Annotated in this window: 16 protein-coding genes and 1 pseudogene; 3 read left to right on the forward strand and 14 right to left on the reverse strand. The window is 47.8% G+C overall.

Translation table 11 applies throughout. From position 1 onward, the window contains the following. From MJZ26_03725 to MJZ26_03755, 7 genes are all read right to left on the reverse strand, one after another. Positions 1 to 891, reverse strand: coding sequence for a hypothetical protein (locus MJZ26_03725; GenBank protein MCQ2104883.1), 891 nt, complete (start codon positions 889 to 891; stop codon positions 1 to 3). After that, positions 892 to 1974: a glycosyltransferase family 4 protein gene (locus tag MJZ26_03730; protein ID MCQ2104884.1), complete on the reverse strand. Its 1083-nt coding sequence runs from the start codon at positions 1972 to 1974 to the stop codon at positions 892 to 894. A 12-nt stretch (positions 1975 to 1986) separates the two neighbouring features. After that, positions 1987 to 2502, reverse strand: coding sequence for a hypothetical protein (locus tag MJZ26_03735; GenBank protein ID MCQ2104885.1), 516 nt, complete (start codon positions 2500 to 2502; stop codon positions 1987 to 1989). 253 nt (positions 2503 to 2755) lie between these two features. Further along, the gene (locus MJZ26_03740; protein ID MCQ2104886.1) at positions 2756 to 2995 is read right to left on the reverse strand and encodes a hypothetical protein; all 240 of its coding nucleotides are present in this window, start codon (positions 2993 to 2995) and stop codon (positions 2756 to 2758) included. Between the two features lie 210 nt (positions 2996 to 3205). After that, complete coding sequence (locus MJZ26_03745; protein ID MCQ2104887.1) at positions 3206 to 4105, reverse strand: Rpn family recombination-promoting nuclease/putative transposase; 900 nt, start codon at positions 4103 to 4105, stop codon at positions 3206 to 3208. A gap of 233 nt (positions 4106 to 4338) precedes the next feature. After that, entirely contained in the window at positions 4339 to 5238 is a 900-nt protein-coding gene (locus MJZ26_03750) for an Rpn family recombination-promoting nuclease/putative transposase (protein MCQ2104888.1), read from the reverse strand. 235 nt (positions 5239 to 5473) lie between these two features. Continuing rightward, the gene (locus MJZ26_03755; protein ID MCQ2104889.1) at positions 5474 to 5755 is read right to left on the reverse strand and encodes a hypothetical protein; all 282 of its coding nucleotides are present in this window, start codon (positions 5753 to 5755) and stop codon (positions 5474 to 5476) included. A gap of 237 nt (positions 5756 to 5992) precedes the next feature. Between MJZ26_03755 and MJZ26_03760 the strand changes: the two genes are divergently transcribed. Continuing rightward, the gene (locus MJZ26_03760; protein MCQ2104890.1) at positions 5993 to 7060 is read left to right on the forward strand and encodes a DHH family phosphoesterase; all 1068 of its coding nucleotides are present in this window, start codon (positions 5993 to 5995) and stop codon (positions 7058 to 7060) included. 177 nt (positions 7061 to 7237) lie between these two features. On the opposite strand, the pseudogene MJZ26_03765 reads toward MJZ26_03760, so the two are convergent. Continuing rightward, positions 7238 to 7807: pseudogene (locus MJZ26_03765) on the reverse strand (sugar transferase). 145 nt (positions 7808 to 7952) lie between these two features. On the opposite strand from MJZ26_03765, the gene MJZ26_03770 reads away from it, so the two are divergent. Further along, positions 7953 to 9212, forward strand: coding sequence for a hypothetical protein (locus tag MJZ26_03770; GenBank protein ID MCQ2104891.1), 1260 nt, complete (start codon positions 7953 to 7955; stop codon positions 9210 to 9212). 37 nt (positions 9213 to 9249) lie between these two features. Here MJZ26_03770 and MJZ26_03775 read toward each other — a convergent pair whose 3' ends face one another. The 6 genes from MJZ26_03775 to MJZ26_03800 form a co-directional block, all read right to left on the reverse strand. Further along, positions 9250 to 10545, reverse strand: a complete 1296-nt coding sequence (locus MJZ26_03775; protein ID MCQ2104892.1) for a DegT/DnrJ/EryC1/StrS family aminotransferase — start codon at positions 10543 to 10545, stop codon at positions 9250 to 9252. A gap of 183 nt (positions 10546 to 10728) precedes the next feature. Further along, positions 10729 to 11712: a diaminopimelate dehydrogenase gene (locus tag MJZ26_03780; protein MCQ2104893.1), complete on the reverse strand. Its 984-nt coding sequence runs from the start codon at positions 11710 to 11712 to the stop codon at positions 10729 to 10731. Positions 11713 to 12049: 337 nt separating this feature from the next. Further along, positions 12050 to 12487 (reverse strand): dUTP diphosphatase, encoded by a 438-nt coding sequence (locus MJZ26_03785; GenBank protein MCQ2104894.1) that lies wholly within the window; start codon positions 12485 to 12487, stop codon positions 12050 to 12052. Between the two features lie 42 nt (positions 12488 to 12529). Next, the gene (locus tag MJZ26_03790; GenBank protein ID MCQ2104895.1) at positions 12530 to 13333 is read right to left on the reverse strand and encodes an RNA methyltransferase; all 804 of its coding nucleotides are present in this window, start codon (positions 13331 to 13333) and stop codon (positions 12530 to 12532) included. 166 nt (positions 13334 to 13499) lie between these two features. Beyond that, complete coding sequence (locus tag MJZ26_03795; protein MCQ2104896.1) at positions 13500 to 14435, reverse strand: nucleotidyl transferase; 936 nt, start codon at positions 14433 to 14435, stop codon at positions 13500 to 13502. A 78-nt stretch (positions 14436 to 14513) separates the two neighbouring features. Further along, positions 14514 to 15449 (reverse strand): hypothetical protein, encoded by a 936-nt coding sequence (locus tag MJZ26_03800; protein MCQ2104897.1) that lies wholly within the window; start codon positions 15447 to 15449, stop codon positions 14514 to 14516. 165 nt (positions 15450 to 15614) lie between these two features. Between MJZ26_03800 and MJZ26_03805 the strand changes: the two genes are divergently transcribed. Continuing rightward, positions 15615 to 17990, forward strand: coding sequence for a DUF748 domain-containing protein (locus MJZ26_03805; protein MCQ2104898.1), 2376 nt, complete (start codon positions 15615 to 15617; stop codon positions 17988 to 17990). Positions 17991 to 18103 lie beyond the last annotated feature (113 nt).

An 18103-nucleotide genomic window follows, 5' to 3' on the forward strand; every position in this document is an offset into this window, starting at 1 on the left:
TTAAACACAGAAAAATCTTCCAAAGTCAAAATCAGCTTCATCCGGGGTATATTGAACGTAACCACTCCACGGATAGAATGTCAACTCACCAAAATAAATCTTGCCAGAAATATTATACAGGTCAACACGAACAAACGGAAAATCTTCTGACAATTTTGAAGCAATTTTAATCATTTCATCAAAATTATCTGGTTTTGGAATATCGTAATCAGCCTGAGGACAATCACTGGACACATTCAACGGATCCCAATTGGCTGTATAAAAATTACGTTTATGGCCAATATAACGATCAACATCCACAACCAAATATTCTGGTTTTCCATTAAAGCAGAATATTTTATAGTCATTCACTCCAGCATCAGGATTATCCGTATTAACCAAGAGTTCTTCAACAATAATTCCAGGCATCAAACCACTATAAGCCCATTCTCGGCCTAAAGTTTTTTTCACCGGATGTTTTGGCAAAATCAATTTTTGTTTAAGCAGATCATAATCAAGTGTTGATTTATCCGAGCAGACAACCACATTCATTCCCCCACCACCATGAGTTGTCTTGATAACAAAACTCTTTGGCAATTTTTCAAAATCAATTTTATCGACAGAACTAAAGTATCCATACAAGTCAACAAGAATATTCTTCAAGCCCTTAGATTCCACAAATTGTCGAACAAGGAACTTATCAACACATTGATGCATTACCGGATTTCTATAATTCAGCTTATACCACTGCACTTTCTCAGTAAAGCGCAAAGGCTTTTTCAAATTCAATGATCGATGTAGCTTGACACGATATTGAAACCGAAGCATCAAAGAATCAGGAATAAATTGAAGAATATTTAGAATCTTTCTGCGCAAGCTTGCGCTTTTTATCAGCTTCTTATAACCATCCATTTAACAACCAACTTCCTTCAAATACGCATCAACAACAATCTGGCGATCAAATTCCTTTTCAACCTTAAGGCGACCGGCCTCCCCCATTTTCTTGCGGTCTTCCCATGAAAGTTGAAGGAACTTTTCAATTTTTTCAATCAAATCCTGAGAATCCCGTTGCTTTACAACAAAACCATTCACGCCATCATCGATCACTTCTCGGCAACCACTTCGATCCGTGGTAATAATAGGCCTTGCGCATGCACTACTTTCAAGCAAAACGTTACTCAAGCCTTCCGGGTAAAAAGTCGGATGCACGGTGCAATGGCTCAATTTTTGAATTTCGCGAACATCCCGGACCATGCCATGATAGATGATAGTTCCATCCTTTACAAGATCATCCAGTTTTCCCTGGTACTCAGCCTCACAGTATCCGCAAACATGGAATTTTACGTTTTGATATTTCTTTGAAATATATTGTGCCGCTTCCAAATATTGATCGATACCCTTTTGGCGCATAATTCTGCTAATAAAGACGAAATTGACGTTTTCTTCACCAGGATACGGAAGTGGGGAGAAATGCTTAAGATTTACTCCACTGCCGGGAATCAATTCACTACAGGGGCCAACGACATTATGCCTAAGCATAAAATCACGGTTTTCGGAATTCTGAAAAAAGACCTTTTGAGCCTTGCGTAAACCTGTCTTATACAAGGCGAGGGTAATCTTCTGAAGTAGGCCTCCATTTTCAACTGCAGAACCTAAGCCCGTCACATTGGCCACATAAGGCACGCCACAGATTTGACAAGCATATCCACCGTAGACATTCGGCTTTATCGTATAAGTGAATACAATATCCGGTCTAACAGACCTTATAATTGACCTATATCTAGCCAACAATTTTAAATCAGTCAACGGATTGACTCCATGCCTCGAAACAGGGGTTTCTATGAATTTGCACCCCATCTGTTCCATTTCTTTGACAAAGTCACCATTTGGCACAGACAGGATCACTTCGTGCCCTGAAGCAAGCAAGGCGCTTAACAACTCGCCCCTAAACTTATACAATCCTGTCGGTTTATTTGCCAAAATAAGAACTTTCATAACAAGGACATCCTACTTCTTCGGCAGATACTCGATGTAGTAATAGCCATTATCCAATGTTCTTTGGATTTTGACTTCATTCACAGCCTTGGACGACGCCATGGAAGCATAGTTTTCAGGAGCAATGGTTCCGAACATCCGAACATGAAGAGCTACGGCAATCTCGGTCATAATCTTGCCCATAAGTTTAGCAATGCCCTTTCCCTGCCAGCGATAGTCAACAATCTTGCCCCTAAAGCAGTTTCCGTTCATAAAGCAGCGGAGGAAGAAGTAGCCAACCACCGTATCGCCACTTTTGACGATAAAGGTCAAGAAAGACTTACACCGAGCAATCTGGTGAAGAGATTGGCGATCGAGTCCGTGAGGCTTGAAAAACTCGTAGGCCTCCTTGGGCTGGTCTTCAAAAAACTTGGCCAAATCCTCCACATCACTAGGCTCGACAAGCTTAATTTGGTAATCCTTGGAATTACGTTCCAGGATCTCCGGAATTTGCTTTAAGCCGTTGCGATGCTGCAACACAAACACCATCGAGTTACCCCATTCGATGGCATTCCATATGCACGAGCATTTGTCCTTTACAATATGCGCTATTTCGTAAAGCAATTTTTCAACACTTCCCTATATTATTTATTGACTTAAATTTACATTTTCGAGTCGAAATCATCAAAGCAGAACGATAAAATACGCGGCATAGACCGTCCAAAATGGACGATTATAGGAAGAAAATCAAAAAAACTCCCGGCCGCTAGGTCGGGAGCTTCGAAATTTATTTGCCGGGAGGTTACGACTTTTGCATTTCCGCCTGAATTTCTAGCACGCGTTCTACGGAGACGCTATTGTAAGAGGCAATATCTTGCACAGAAAGTTTTTTACCTTTCAGCGCCTTGATAATCGCTGCGCGAGAAACGGACTCTGTTACGGATGCGGTAACAGAAGCTGTAACAGAGGCTGTAGTTTCTTCGATAGCCTCTTCACGGATGGCATCTGCCACAGTCTTATACGGGGGTCTCACAAAATCCATTTTCAGAATCTCCTTGAATTCACTATGAATCCATCCATTCAAATATACATCCATTTGACGAAGAATGTCAAGGGAATCTTCTTTGGGAAGTTCTGTATGCACTCTATCGACAATATGACTGAACGATGCCCGGTTTGCAAGCATCATCCCCTTGAACGGAAAAACTCCCGGCCGCTAGGTCGGGAGCTTCGAAATTTATTTGCCGGAGTTTTACGATTTTTGCATTTCCGCCTGAATTTCATGGATGCGATCTTCGGTGAGCCCAGAGAATTCAATGATTTCTTCCATAGGCTTATTCTTGGCAAGCATCTTTCGGGCGGTTTCCACGGCATGACTTTCTACGCCTTCGTCAAACCGGACATCGCCAACGGTTCTGTAATTAGGTCGAATAAAGTCCATTTTAAATGCCTCCATGAAATTTTGGAAAACCCATCCATTCAAATATACATCCATTTGACGAAGAATGTCAAGGGACTCTTCTTTGGGAAGTTCTGTATGCACTCTATCGACAATATGACTGAACGATGCCCGGTTTGCATCAGGGGCTCGAGCGTACTTCAACGAGCAAATGAGCGCTGCAAGCCGTGGCCCGAATTTTTCAACAGCCTCGTCTGACACATCTTCTACATCAAGCATCATCCCTTTGAACGGAAGCATAAACTTCTGAAACTCTTTTGGATAGGCGGCGACCTCTTTAGTCAAGGGGTTCCAGATTTCCCTACCGTTGTAAAGAATGATTGCGATGGAAGGAATTCCCTTACCTGCATTTTCCGCCATGTGTTCAAACATCAGGTGATAATTGTACTTGCGGAGCTGCATCATCACACCGTCGTCGGGGTATGACTTGTGTTCCAGCAAAAATCCTACGCTGAGCTGAACAGGACTTCCAAGGGAATTTTTCAGCTTGGCAAGGAACGCGAGATCTGCATAACCGATGGTTTCCGTGTTGCTGTAATCCCCGGGAATGCGAACAAAGGAATTTTCGTCAAGAAGATCGACGACATTCTTTAATTCGTTGTCGACGGTTGTAAGGTAGTGGACCAGTTCCAAAAATGTTGGAACATGGGAAAGAACTCCCCTGCAAAAGGAGTCGTGAAGTTTTTTATTCATTATAGACCTTGGCAAGTATTTGCCAAACAGCGTTCATATAACAAAAGAAGAATCGCCTAGACTGGGCCGAATCCTGCGAGCTAATTCTTATCTGCAAAAAGACGCGCAGAGAAAAAGAATCGCCAGATATAAAAAAGCATTGATGTTGCAATGCAGCTGCAAATATACAAATTTTTATCGAAAAAAACTCCCGGCCGCTAGGTCGGGAGCTTCGAAATTTATTTGCCGGAGTTTTACGATTTTTGCATTTCCGCCTGAATTTCATGGATGCGATCTTCGGTGAGCCCAGAGAATTCAATGATTTCTTCCATAGGCTTATTCTTGGCAAGCATCTTTCGGGCGGTTTCCACGGCATGACTTTCTACGCCTTCGTCAAACCGGACATCGCCAACGGTTCTGTAATTAGGTCGAATAAAGTCCATTTTAAATGCCTCCATGAAATTTTGGAAAACCCATCCATTCAAATATACATCCATTTGACGAAGAATGTCAAGGGACTCTTCTTTGGGAAGTTCTGTATGCACTCTATCGACAATATGACTGAACGATGCCCGGTTTGCATCAGGGGCTCGAGCGTACTTCAACGAGCAAATGAGCGCTGCAAGCCGTGGCCCGAATTTTTCAACAGCCTCGTCTGACACATCTTCTACATCAAGCATCATCCCTTTGAACGGAAGCATAAACTTCTGAAACTCTTTTGGATAGGCGGCGACCTCTTTAGTCAAGGGGTTCCAGATTTCCCTACCGTTGTAAAGAATGATTGCGATGGAAGGAATTCCCTTACCTGCATTTTCCGCCATGTGTTCAAACATCAGGTGATAATTGTACTTGCGGAGCTGCATCATCACACCGTCGTCGGGGTATGACTTGTGTTCCAGCAAAAATCCTACGCTGAGCTGAACAGGACTTCCAAGGGAATTTTTCAGCTTGGCAAGGAACGCGAGATCTGCATAACCGATGGTTTCCGTGTTGCTGTAATCCCCGGGAATGCGAACAAAGGAATTTTCGTCAAGAAGATCGACGACATTCTTTAATTCGTTGTCGACGGTTGTAAGGTAGTGGACCAGTTCCAAAAATGTTGGAACATGGGAAAGAACTCCCCTGCAAAAGGAGTCGTGAAGTTTTTTATTCATTATAGACCTTGGCAAGTATTTGCCAAACAGCGTTCATATAACAAAAGAAGAATCGCCTAGACTGGGCCGAATCCTGCGAGCTAATTCTTATCTGCAAAAAGACGCGCAGAGAAAAAGAATCGCCAGATATAAAAAAGCATTGATGTTGCAATGCAGCAGCAAATATACAAATTTTTATCGCAAAAAAAACTCCCGGCCAAATGGTCGGGAGCTTCGAAATTTATTTGCTGGTTTTTTACGACTTTTGCATTTCCGCCTGAATTTCTAGCACGCGTTCTACGGAGACGCTGTTATCCTCGGCAATTTCCTGCAAAGTCAGTTTGCCTCGTATGAGAGCCTTGATAATCGCTGCGCGAGAAACGGACTCTGTTACGGATGCGGTAACAGAAGCTGTAGTTTCTTCGATAGCTTCTTCGCGGATGGCATCTGCCACAGTCTTATACGGGGGTCTCACAAAATCCACTTTCAGAATCTCCTTGCATTCGCTACGAATCCAACCATTACAATATACATCCATTTGATGCACCAAGTCAAGGGTTCTCTCTGTAAAACCAGTTCCCTTGAGGCGGAAAAGTCATTTACGAGAGATGTTCGGCCTGCAAGATTCAGTTTGATTTTTCAAACCAGAGAGTCCAGAAAATTCAACAATTTCTTCCATGGGCTTATTCTTGGCAAGAACTTTGCTAAGCAGTTCTTTTATATAACTATACAAAATTGAATTATATTTTGATTACTCCAAAAGGAATAAATTCCCATGTGTAATTTTTACCGCGAAGCCATTGCCGCCTTAAACTGGAACAAAGCCATCGTCATTGGGCACAAGACACCCGATGGCGATTCCGTGATGTCGGCCCTCGCCTACGCCCATCTGATGCAGCAACTGGGCTACGAAGCAACTGCCAAAATGGCAGGGAAAGCGAACAACGAGACGGTTTACGCGGCCAAGGCATTCAACCTTGAATTACCCGAAATCTTGAACAACGTTGAGGCACAGGCTCCGTTGATTCTTGTAGACCACAGTGACTACGCGCAGGCTATCGATGGCGCAAGGGACGCGAGAATCCTTCAGGTCATCGACCATCACGGCATTGGCGACATCACTGAGTCCAAGTTGCTTTACGCCAAGTACATGCCCGTGGGTTCCACCTGCAGCATCGTCTATACCAGCTATAGGGAACTGAACGTTGAGATTACGCCGTTCGTCGCCAGGATTCTACTCGCGGGCATCTTGTCCGACACGCTGAATCATGCCAAGGTCACCTGCACTTCTGTAGACCGAGCCATTTATAACGAACTTGTAAAGATCCTTGCTGACGACGAAAACGTTCCCTTCGAAAACGAGCTTTTGAAAATCAACGGCATCTATAAAGAGATGTTCAAGGCTGCCAAAAATTTTGATGGCATGACCGACGAGGAAATTTTCAATTCCGACGCCAAGGATTATGAAATTGCCGGACTGCGATTCCGCCTTGGGAGTCTGGATTGGAACGACGAATCATCCATTGACTCGTTCAACCAAAGAATGCTTTCGGTGATGCAAGAGATCGTTAGGCGCGAATCCTCGAACGCCCCCTACCACATGGCTTTCTGCCGAGTGGGATTCAAGGAAACGTCCTACATTCTATATTGCGGAAGCGAAATTCTAGACAAAGACGGGAATCAAAGCGAAATTCTGGGAAGAAGCGAAACTTGCCAAGGCATTGCCGAACGAGCATTCGGGCAATCGATTCTGCCGGGCGTTATTTTCTGCCAGCGCAGGCTTAGCCGCAAGTTGGACGTCGTGCCGATGCTTACTGCAGCCATCGAAGAAAAGCGTAGCTAGTCCGCTCGTCGTGACGCTAGTCTGCACTGTGTTACATTAGTTAGCACAGCGTCGCGTAAATCAGCAGGATTCTGCAATCAGTTTCTTTGCAAGCTTCTGGCCTTCGTCGTATTCGGTTTGGCTGATGCGGCCAGACGCAAGCAGATAATCCCCCAAATCCGTTGCCGTATCGCAATCTTCTTCAGTGATGTCTGCGCGCTTAATGAAAGCCTTGTTCAAGGTGGTAAGGATAATTTTCACGTCACCGAAGAAGGTAATGTTTTCGATGTACTGAAGGTCGTAATCAATCTTTGCTTCCCAAGTGATGGCGTTTCGGCCGCTAACCTGAGCAAGACCGCTAAGGCCCTGACGCACGGTGTGTCGCTTACGCTGCGCGGGTGTCATGAACACCATGTCGCGAACCAACTGAGGGCGCGGTCCGATAACAGCCATGTCGCCCTTCAATATGTTAAAGAGTTCCGGCAGTTCGTCCAAACTGGTGCTACGCAGGAACTTTCCATAACTGGTGAGGCGCACGTCATCGGGGAGCAAGTTTCCCTGGGAATCGCGGGCGTTGGTCATGGTGCGAAACTTCACTAGTTTGAAAATACGTTCGTTCTTGCCCGGACGAGGCTGAGTAAAGAAGGGATTGCCCTTCATCTTGATGGCCCCAACCACAATCAAGAACAGCAGAAGAGGGCTCAAACAAATTATTGCAGCCAAAGCACAGAAAAAGTCAATGATTCGCTTAAAGAAATTCTTGTACATCAACACAAATATAGATAATTCGTGGAAATTAATCAAAAAAGCGCCTTCCCGGTTGTAAGAAAATGGTAAGTTATTCATTTCGTTTGTAAGTAATTTTTATTGTATCTTTGCGCCGAAAAGAATCATTACAAACAAACGAGATATCATGAAGAAGTTCTCTTTCGGCTTAAAGTCCGCCCTGGCCTTGGCTATGGTTATTCCCGGAGCAGCAATTGCCGGCGGCCTCACCCACAACACCAACCAGTCTGCGCACTTCATCCGCAACGTGGCCCGCGACGCCAGCACTGACGTAGATGCTGTCTACGCAAACCCTGCAGGAACGGCCTTCTTCGAAAAAACATGGAACGTGTCCCTGAACACTCAGACTGTCTGGCAGAGCCGCATCATTAACACCACGTTCGCTACCGGCGCAAAGAAGGAATACGAAGGCGAGGCCTTCGTCCCCAGCATGCCTAGCCTTCTTGCCGCCTGGCACCACAATAATGTAACCGTATCCGGAGCATTCACCATCGCAGGCGGCGGCGGAACCGTCACTTACGACGATGGCCTCCCCATGTTTGACGCATTCACCCTCGCCAACCCTCTTACCCCGGGCAAACTGCTTAGCGACCTGGGCGGAAGTGCAGATCTGGAAGGTTCCAGCTACATCTTCGGTTTCACCCTGGGTGGAGCCTACAAGTTCATGGAATACTTCTCCGGCTACGTGGGCGCACGATTCAACTACGCCACCAACAACTACAAGGTGAACGCCGACTTGTCTACCTTGGGTATGGGCAAGGCCAAGATGGACGTAGACCAGACCGGCTTCGGCGTCACTCCGATTCTGAGCGTCGACTTTAAGTACAAGCGTTTGACCGCGGCTGCAAAGTTCGAGTACCGCACCCGCCTGGAACTGGAGAACGATACCAAGGACATGCCCAAGGTTCTTGCCAGCAGCTTCGAGAATTATGCCGACGGCGTAAAGACCGATGCTGACATGCCCAGCTATTTGTCCCTCGGTCTGCAATACGAATTTATCGACGGCCTCCGCGGATCCTTGGGTTACCACAGGTTCTTTGATGCCGCCGCCAACTACGCCAACGGTGCTGAAAAATATCTGGACGGCACCAACGAAATGCTGGTTGGCATGGAATGGGATTTCCTGAATCGCTGGACTGTTAGCGCAGGCGCTCAGTTCTCCCGCATTGGCGTGAGCGACAAGTACCTGACAGAAATGAACATGAACGTAGACGCCAACAGTTACGGCGGCGGCCTCGCCTTCCGTGCCACCGACTGGCTGCGAATCAACGCCGGCTACTTCCACAGCTTCTACTACGAATGGAAGGGCGACAAGGAAGCCTACGGCAAGAACAACTACGACCGAGAAAACCAGATTGTGGCCTTGGGCGTGGATCTGAGCTTCTAAAAGAAGATTACTTTATGCAAAAAAGGAAGTTGAGCAATCAACTTCCCTTTTTTATCAGCCAAATTTTGATTTGCTCAAAGCAATCACGAATAATCGCGATGATCGCATCCTGCTGTTCCGGGGTCATCTTGTTGTCACTAGGGAGGCAAAGTCCACGAGCAAAGATATCAGCGCCAACATCTTCAACAGATCCATCGATGTAGGCATTGGTACGAGCACGGCCATTTCCCTGTGCAGTAATGAACGCATGACTGCGATAGATAGGCTGCATATGCATAGGTTTCCACACTGGGCGACCTTCTGCATTCATTGCAGCAATCTTTTCCAAGATTTCTGTAGGACAACTCTTGCCTTTCTCGTGAATATACAAGGCATCCGTTTCACCACGGACCTGCTTGCACATGGCTTCCTTGTCAATAATCATACAGCTGAGCCAGAAGTTCGGTTCACTATTCTTTTCATCATAAGGATTCATCTGAACAGGAAGTCCCTTGAAGCCTTCCTTGTATCGCATGTAAATAGCCTTCTTCTGAGAAATATGCTCTTCGAGATAAGGCATCTGGCCACGAACAACGCCAGCAATCACGTTGCTCATGCGATAGTTGAAGCCAACTTCTTCATGTTGATACCAGTTGGCGGCTTCGCGACTCTGGGTACTCCATTTACGAACCTTTTCAGCATCATCCTTCGAATCGGTAAGGAACATGCCGCCAGCACTTCCTGTAATGATCTTGTTGCCATTAAAGCTAATGGCATTGAAATCGCCAAAGGTTCCAGTCTGCCTACCCTTATAGGAAGCGCCAAAGCTTTCTGCAGCATCTTCAATAATTAGCGCATTATGGCGACGGCAAATCTCGCGAATTTCATCTACCTTGGCAGGAGTTCCATACAAATGGACCAAGACAACTAAACGGACCTCAGGATAGATTTCAAAAGCTTTTTCGAGCGCAACGGGGTCCATGTTCCAAGTATCACGCTCCGTATCGATGAAAACAGCCTCGCCATTCTCATAGGCGATGGGATTCACCGTAGCATCAAAAGTCATGTCGCTGCAAAAAACCTTGCGCCCCTTGAGGCTACCCTCGCCCACCTTGGGCATTCCGTAAAGGGCCTCGCCGGCCAGCTTTGCACAAAGATGAAGAGCAGCTGTGCCAGCACTTAAGGCAACAGCATATTTGCAGCCAACCTTTTCAGCAACAAGACGTTCCGTTTCATTGATGTTTGCGCCAACGGTACTCATCCAGTTAGTTTCATAAGCTTCCTGAACGAACTTAATTTCATCACCATGCATGGTGGGACTAGACAACCAAACTTTTTTCTCAAAACGTTGCATAAGAAAACCCGTAAAACACACTAGTGTTAAATTCTATCTGTCCATAACTTAGTAAAAAACAAGGCGAACATTCTGTAATCAAGGGCACATGTCCATATTTTAAAAGAAAAATACCCCCCGTCTTGTAACGGGGAGTATTTCAAAAAAGCCAGGCTAACGCGGCCACGAGGCTGCGCGGAACTCTTACAGCAAGTGTGCGCGGAGTTCTTCGCCGCTCTGTTCGCTCAGGTATGCAGGAGGAACATCGAGAACGGTGAAGCAACCGGTCTTGCCTTCAGCCTTCATGCGAAGTGCTGCGCGGGCAAACGCGATCACTGCAGCAGTAGTGAATTCCGGATTGGAGTCCAGCTTCAGGCTGTATTCGATCACGTGGGTGTGTTCGTTGTTCATGCCGGTCTTGCCGGTACGAATCACGAAACCACCGTGAGCGAGACCGCTGTGGTTTGCATTGAATTCTTCTTCGCTGATGAAGTTTACGGTGGTGTCGTATTCATCGAAGTAGTTCTTCATGGTCTTGATTTCGTTTTCGACGTAGGCTGCATCTGCGCCTTCTTCAAGAACCACATAGCAAAGGCGGGTGTGCTTCTGACGGGTGGTCAGTTCAGGCATGGAACCGCTACGGACAGCTTCAAGAGCTTCCGGAACCGGGCAGGTGTACTGCTTGGCGTTCTTCACGCCCTTGATGCGGCGGACAGCGTCGGAGTGACCCTGAGAAACGCCCTTGCCCCAGAAGGTGTAATCCTTGCCATCAGGGAGGATTGCGTTTGCATAGACGCGGTTCAGGGAGAACATACCCGGATCCCAACCCACGGAGATCATGGCAATCTTGCCTGCAGCCTTGGCGGCAGCATCAACGTTTGCAAAGTGAGTAGGAATGTTGGCGTGGGTGTCGAAAGTATCGATAACGTTGAACTTGGCAGCCATTTCCGGAGTCATCTTGGGAAGGTCAGTAGCGCTACCGCCGCAGATCACCAGCATGTCGATCTTGTCGGCCCACTTTTCGATTTCAGAGACGTTGAGAACGGGAATGTTCGGGGTCTGAATCTTGACAGTAGCGGGATCACGACGGGTGAACACTGCAACCAGTTCCATGTCCTTAGTCTTCTTGACTGCGCATTCGATGCCGCGGCCCAAGTTACCATAACCGAGAATAGCGATTTTTGCCATAATAAAGGTCCTTATAGGGGGCTTTTTGAGAGTTTATTTTAAATTTTTCAGTGGGAAAAATAACAAAGAGTGAAAAACAAAACTACAAGTTTTTTGCCTATTTTTACGAGAGAAAAGGCATTTTTCGGCATTTTCTTTACATTTTGTGTAAAAATCAACGTTTTTACACTTTTTGTTTTACAATTTTTGTAAATCCAGAATTTACCGTTTTCCAAGCATCTTTTGCAAAAAAATGATTTTCAGCGCTTGTTAACGATTTCGTTAACCAATCATGGCGAAATTCCATCAAAAACCAACGCATTAGTTAACGATTTGATTAACAAGCGTTGCAGCAAGATTATTTAACGCCGGTGCTGCCAAAGCCGCCGCGGTCTTTGTCATTGAGATCGCCTTCTTCAAATTCCAGAGTAGGCTGGATTTCCATGATGCGGAACTGGGCTATGCGGGAGCCTTTTTCGATGGTCACGTCTTCGGTGGCGTACACCGGCATTTTCCACCAGTCGCCCTTGCCACAGTAGCTGGAATCTACCACGCCTACGGAATTGGTCTGCAGGATCTTAAAGTTCTTGAAGGTGGAACTGCGAGGAGCCAGGTGTGCCTCGTAGCCCTCGGGCAACTTCATGGCTACCCCTAGGTGGATCAGCTTGAACTCGCCCTTCTTGAGGGTCACAGTTTCTGCCGCACTCAGGTCGATCCAGTCGGACTTTCCGCCCACATACGTAAGGCGCGGGATGGTGTCGTCAAGATATTGGATGGTGATTTTCTTTGAAGCCATGTTTTCCCCTGGATTCTTCACTTCGTTCAGAATGACGTGTTTTTACTTATCCGCAGATTCCGAATTTTCAACGGAGGTTGCTTCTGCGGCTTTTGCGGCAGCAGCCTTGGCGCGGTCTTCGGCCTGTTCCAAGCGGGCGGGCTTTCCGGCGACGTTACGAAGCAAGCCGAACAAGGCGCTCAGTTCGTTGCGGGTGGGGTGCAGGCGCTGGAGCAAGGTATTCAGGAAGTTGTCGCGCCAGGCCTGGTCGTGGTACTGACCTGTCAAATAGCGGTCCAGGAATTTCTTGAAGCCGTTGATCTGGTCGATGGTGGCGGGCTGGGTTTCGCAGGCTCCCTTGGAGCCGCGCTTGGCACGGCCTTCGCCGTTGGCAAGCGCTCCCGAACGGCAAAGTTCGTACAGCGAAACAGAAACTGCCTGACCCAAGTTCAAGCTCATGAGGCCCGGTACCGGAATTTCGCACTGGTAGGTGCAAGCGTTCACTTCTTCAAGAGCGAGGCCGCAGGATTCGCGACCGTACACCAAGGCGATGGTTCCGTCATCCGGCAACATGTCAGACAAGTCGGGCACCATGCAATGCTTGATAGCGCTACCGAAAATGCGGCGGCTGAAGGCTACTGCGCAAGAGCAATCGCCGATAGCTTCCTGGAAGGAATGGACGATGGTCGCCTTGTCCAGAATGTCGTGGCTGTTGGCTGCAGTGTGGTAGGAATTTTCGATGACCTTGTTGCGCTTGGGGTAAACAATGTACAGTTCATCCAAGGCGTAGCAATGCATGGCGCGGGCCACGAAGCCCACGTTGTGAGGATGTTCCGGTTCAACTAAGACAACTCTAAATTTTCGCATTTTCTTCCTTTAATTCTAAACGTTCTAGATCCTTCGTCGCTTCGCTCCTCAGGATGATACTGAAGGCTTACTCCTCAGGATGACACAGAAGGCTTACTCCTCAGGATGACTCTGAAGGTTCGCTCCTCTGGACGACACAGTATAATCGCTCAGGATGACACCGGGGTCAAATCTTCCAGCTAAAATCTTTTCCGCGGATTTCGTTTTGCACCACTTCGCCTTCCGCAAGGTCAGCGCCCGCGAACACGATAGAGCGATTCTTGCCACTTACCGTCAAGCGGTCATCCTGCCAGGAATCTACACCCAGTTCAGCCAAGCGGGCGGCGGTAGCATTCCACAAGCCCTCGGGCGAACCCATGTCAATCCAGGTGGCATCCATCTGGCTCATGTCTACAAAGGGCGGGCGGCCTGCGGCAATTTCCTGTTTCCAGAATTCACGGATGTCAAACTCCCCATCGGCAATGCGGGCCAGAGCCTCGTCGCTGTAATAGGAAACTCCCGAGAACGTAGCGGCAGCCCCCACTTCAGAACCAAAGCGGCCAGCCACACCCACCAGGCGACCTTCCCCATCCACACGGAAAGTATTCACCTTCGGGAAATCCACTGCCAGCAAGGCAACGCCCGGCGCAGTACTCTCCGGAGAGTCGGCGACAGAACCATTCTGTGCGCCCGCAGCAAATGCACGTTTCGCATTTTCTACAAACTTTTTCAAGTCAAAACTGCAGTAGGCGTCGCCGTTCATAATCAAGAGTCCACCGCGGTATCCTTCTCGCCAAATACGTTTTAAGGGTCCTGCCGTTCCTAAAATTTCCGGTTCCACCCAGACCTTTTCAAAGCCAAGGCGTTCCCCTTCGGCCACAACCTGTTCAGCCAAATAGTGGGCATTAGCATGAAGACGAACCCCTGCGCAGTCCTTATCAGAAGCCATTGCTGCATCATCAACAATCGCCCTAGCCTTAATGACCTGCTGCTCTAGGATACTCTTGTCCACCACAGGAACCAAGGGCTTCGGCACATCGTTGGTCAAGGGACGTAGTCTTGTTCCCAAACCAGCCGCCAAAATCAAGACGTTCAATTTATTGGATTTATCGTTTTCCATCATTTACAAAAATAGAAAACCTCACCCTAAGACTAGGCTCCAAATTTCACAGGGGCCTTTAAATTACGACGAACTTCAAAACTAGAACTTATGATTCCAGCTCAGAGCAATTCGATAGAAGAACCATTCTCGGCCGGTCTTTACCAACAGCGGTTCCTCATCGGCTTTTTCGTGTTTGGTCGCAAAGCTTCGCTCCCCCTCAACAGTGTAGAGAGTAGTCAAAGAATTCGTTTCATTCAATTTAAAACTCATAAGGAGACTCAAGTCGATCCACATGAAATCGCCATCGAAAGTACGGCCAACTTTTCCATAGTCGGCGGGATCATAGTGACCGTAGAACTCGCCCATGACACCAACCATATTCAGCACCAGGGGCATCTGGTAACCAAGAACACCTGTTACAGAATATTGCCAGCCGTTGGCGCAGCCAGGAAACACCTGCCACTCCCAAATTTCACCATCATCCACGCCTGTTATGCCCTGATAAATCCACTTGTACGAAGCCACCATTACCACATGGCTCCAATCACCCTCAATCAAGGCTCCCGTATCAAACTGGAATGTAGCCGAGGCCCAGTAATCATAATAGTAGTGAGCAAAGGGTGTCAGGGATTCGTATTCCGCCTTCTTGAAATTGTACTTGCTCATGCCATCAAATCCAAGAGGATTCCAGCCGGAACCAATGGACGCACCCGCACCAAAAACCAAGAAAGGAACAGGCGTAAAGTCAACGCCCAACTTGGGTCGCAAGGAAACAGGTGAAAGTTCCAAGGCTCCAGTCAATTCGACATTGGCGCCACTAAGCAACCAGTGTGAGCCCAAGGGTGTGGGCAACGTATACGTGGCATTAAAGGTAGTCAAGGCCTTGGCGCCGTCGAAGGGACTTGCCACCGAAGCAAAGTGATCATTCCCCGTTTCAATTTTTCGTTCAACATAACTGGCCGCCAGGGTTGTAAGAGAAAAGGACCAATCAGAAGCAGATGCATCGGAAGGATTTTCCGCAGATTCCTGAGCCAATACATTTTGTGTAAATAAAGATACAAGGAGGATCGCAAAAAAAGTTGCACCCCTTAAAGAAAAAACATTTTGACAAGCCATACAATTCACCACTTTTCCATGAAATAATATAATAATCATTTTTGTCTGTTTTGGTTCTCGTATCAACTTTCTATTTTTAGAGCCATGAAGAAACGTTATATCGCCCTCATCATTCTCGCGGTACTTTTCGTCATCGTAATTGCCGCATTGAAAATTGCACCTTCAGTCGCCAAGGACTACGTGGTTGACCATTCCGAGGAATTGATTGGCCGCAAGATGAAGATCGAAAGCATTAGCTTCAGTCCTCTTACCTTTACCGTTTCCGTAGACGGGTTCGCCATTTACGAACAGGACGGAGCAACGCCCTTTGTCGCCTTCGACAAGTTCCGCATCAACGTGAACCCAACTCGTTTGATTTCAAAGGAAATCAGCGTCAGCGAAATCTACCTGAAGGGTTTGTACACCCAGGTGGTTCAGGACGGAGACCGTTTCAACTTCAGCGACATTCTGGATAAGTTTGCCGCCGCCGACAGCACCGCAGATTCCGCCGCGGTAGATAGTGCCGCAGTGGCCGACACCGTGGCTGTTGCCGACAGCGCTTCCGTGGACAGCGCCGACGCCAACAAGCCCATGAACCTGGACCCTTCCGAAGCAATCGGTTTCAGTGTAGCCATCGAAAACATCGTTCTTGAAAAGGGCAATATCATCTATCAAGATCGCAAGGTGGGCTCCAAGTTCCACATCCAGGATTTTTCCCTGGGTATTCCCGCAGTCTACTTCAACAACAAGGCTACAGACATCGGTCTGAACTTGAAGTTTGCTGACGGCGGAGACTTGGGCGTCAAGGTCAGTTTCAACATGCGGAACCAGGACTTCGACGTTTCAGTGGCTCTGAACCAGTTTGCCCTGGCATGCGTCAAGCCCTACATGAACGACTTCATCAACTACAAGGATTTCAGTGGCGCCCTGAGCGTCAACCTGAACGTAAACGGAAACGTCAATGACGTTTTGGCATCCAACGTCAAGGGTACCGTTGGCCTGGACAGCATCGTGCTGACAGAAGTCTCCGAAAAGACCATCGGCGTGAACCACGTTGGCGTCGGTATCGCCAAGGCAAACCTGAACGAAATGAATTTCGAAGTGGATTCCGTCATTGTCGACGGAGCCTTCGCCCACCTGGATTTGTACAAGGGCGGCAAGACCAATATCGACGTACTGCTGAATCCCAAGGGCAACACAGCAGAAGTGGATTCCACGGACTCCACCACAGCAGCCCTCAATAACGCCACCGTAACGGAAACCCCTGCAGAAGTCGCCAAGGCGGATTCATCCGAAGCCAAGCCGGCTGAAGCAACGACAGACAAGGCCGCCGAAAAACAGAAGCCTCTAAAGTTCGTTCTGCATCAGCTTTTGGTAAAGAACACCTCCGTTTCCGCCAACGACAACACCATCAAGAAGCCCTTCAACTACAAGGTCAGCGGCATTACCGTCAACGGAAGCAACATCAACTTTGACACCCCCTGCACAGTCAATGTAAGCGCAGCCTTCCCCGAGGGCGGCAGCCTCTCCGTAAAGTACAAGGGAGCTCTTTCCGACATGAGCACCATGGACGCCTACATCAGCGTCAAGAACCTGGCCCTGAAGCATTTCAGCCCCTACAGCTATCACTTTACCGGCTACCCCATCAGCTCCGGCACCATGGCCTTCGCCAGCGACAACAAGATTAACAAGTACGAGCTAGACAGCAAGAACACCATCGACATCTACAACATCGACGTGGCAGACAAGGATCCCAACGCAGACCCGGAATTCACCGTTCCCATGAAGGTTGGCCTGTACATCCTTAAGGACAAGGATGACAAGATCCAGTTTGATGTTCCGGTGAAGGGCAACCTGCAGGATCCGGAATTCTCCTACCTGAAGATTGTATGGAAGACCGTGATGAACCTGCTGGTAAAGGTAGCCCTCTCTCCGTTGAAGATTGTGGGTAACGTTGCCAACAGCGGAGCAAGCGCCGTGGGCCTTGACCTAGGCAAGAACGACGAAATCGTCATCGACCCGCTGAACAACGTACTGGAAAGCGAGCACTACGCCAAGGCAAGCAAGATGGTTTCCGCCCTAGCCAAGGACCCGAAACTCAAGATGAACTTTGTTCAGAGTTTCAACATGAAGAAGACTGTTGAGGCCTACAAAACCCGCAAGCTGAAAACCGATTTCTACAAGCAGAGCCAAGGCAAGACAACCTTGAACGAGCTTGACGAAAAGAGCATCATCGCCATCGATGACAAGGACAGCGCCTATGTAGCCTACGCTGCAGCAAATGCCTCCAAGCTGGACCGCAAGACCCTGGAAGCAGAAATCCTTGAAATGGCCAAGAAGCGCAACCAGGATTTGCTCAAGACCTTGCAGCAGCAAAGCGGTGTCACCAAGAAGAACGTTACCGTGGAAACCGCTCCCCGTAGCGAACTGGTAAACCACAAGGGCAAGGCAATGTACAAGGTACAGATTGACGTCCAATAATTCCTGACCGACGCAAACCGCACCTCGTCATATTTCAATCGAATACAAAAAACGTCCCCGAAAAGGGACGTTTTTCTTTTTGCATTTTCGACAGCGAATTATTGCAAACTTCG

Source organism: Fibrobacter sp. (genome assembly GCA_024398965.1).
Lineage (GTDB): Bacteria > Fibrobacterota > Fibrobacteria > Fibrobacterales > Fibrobacteraceae > Fibrobacter.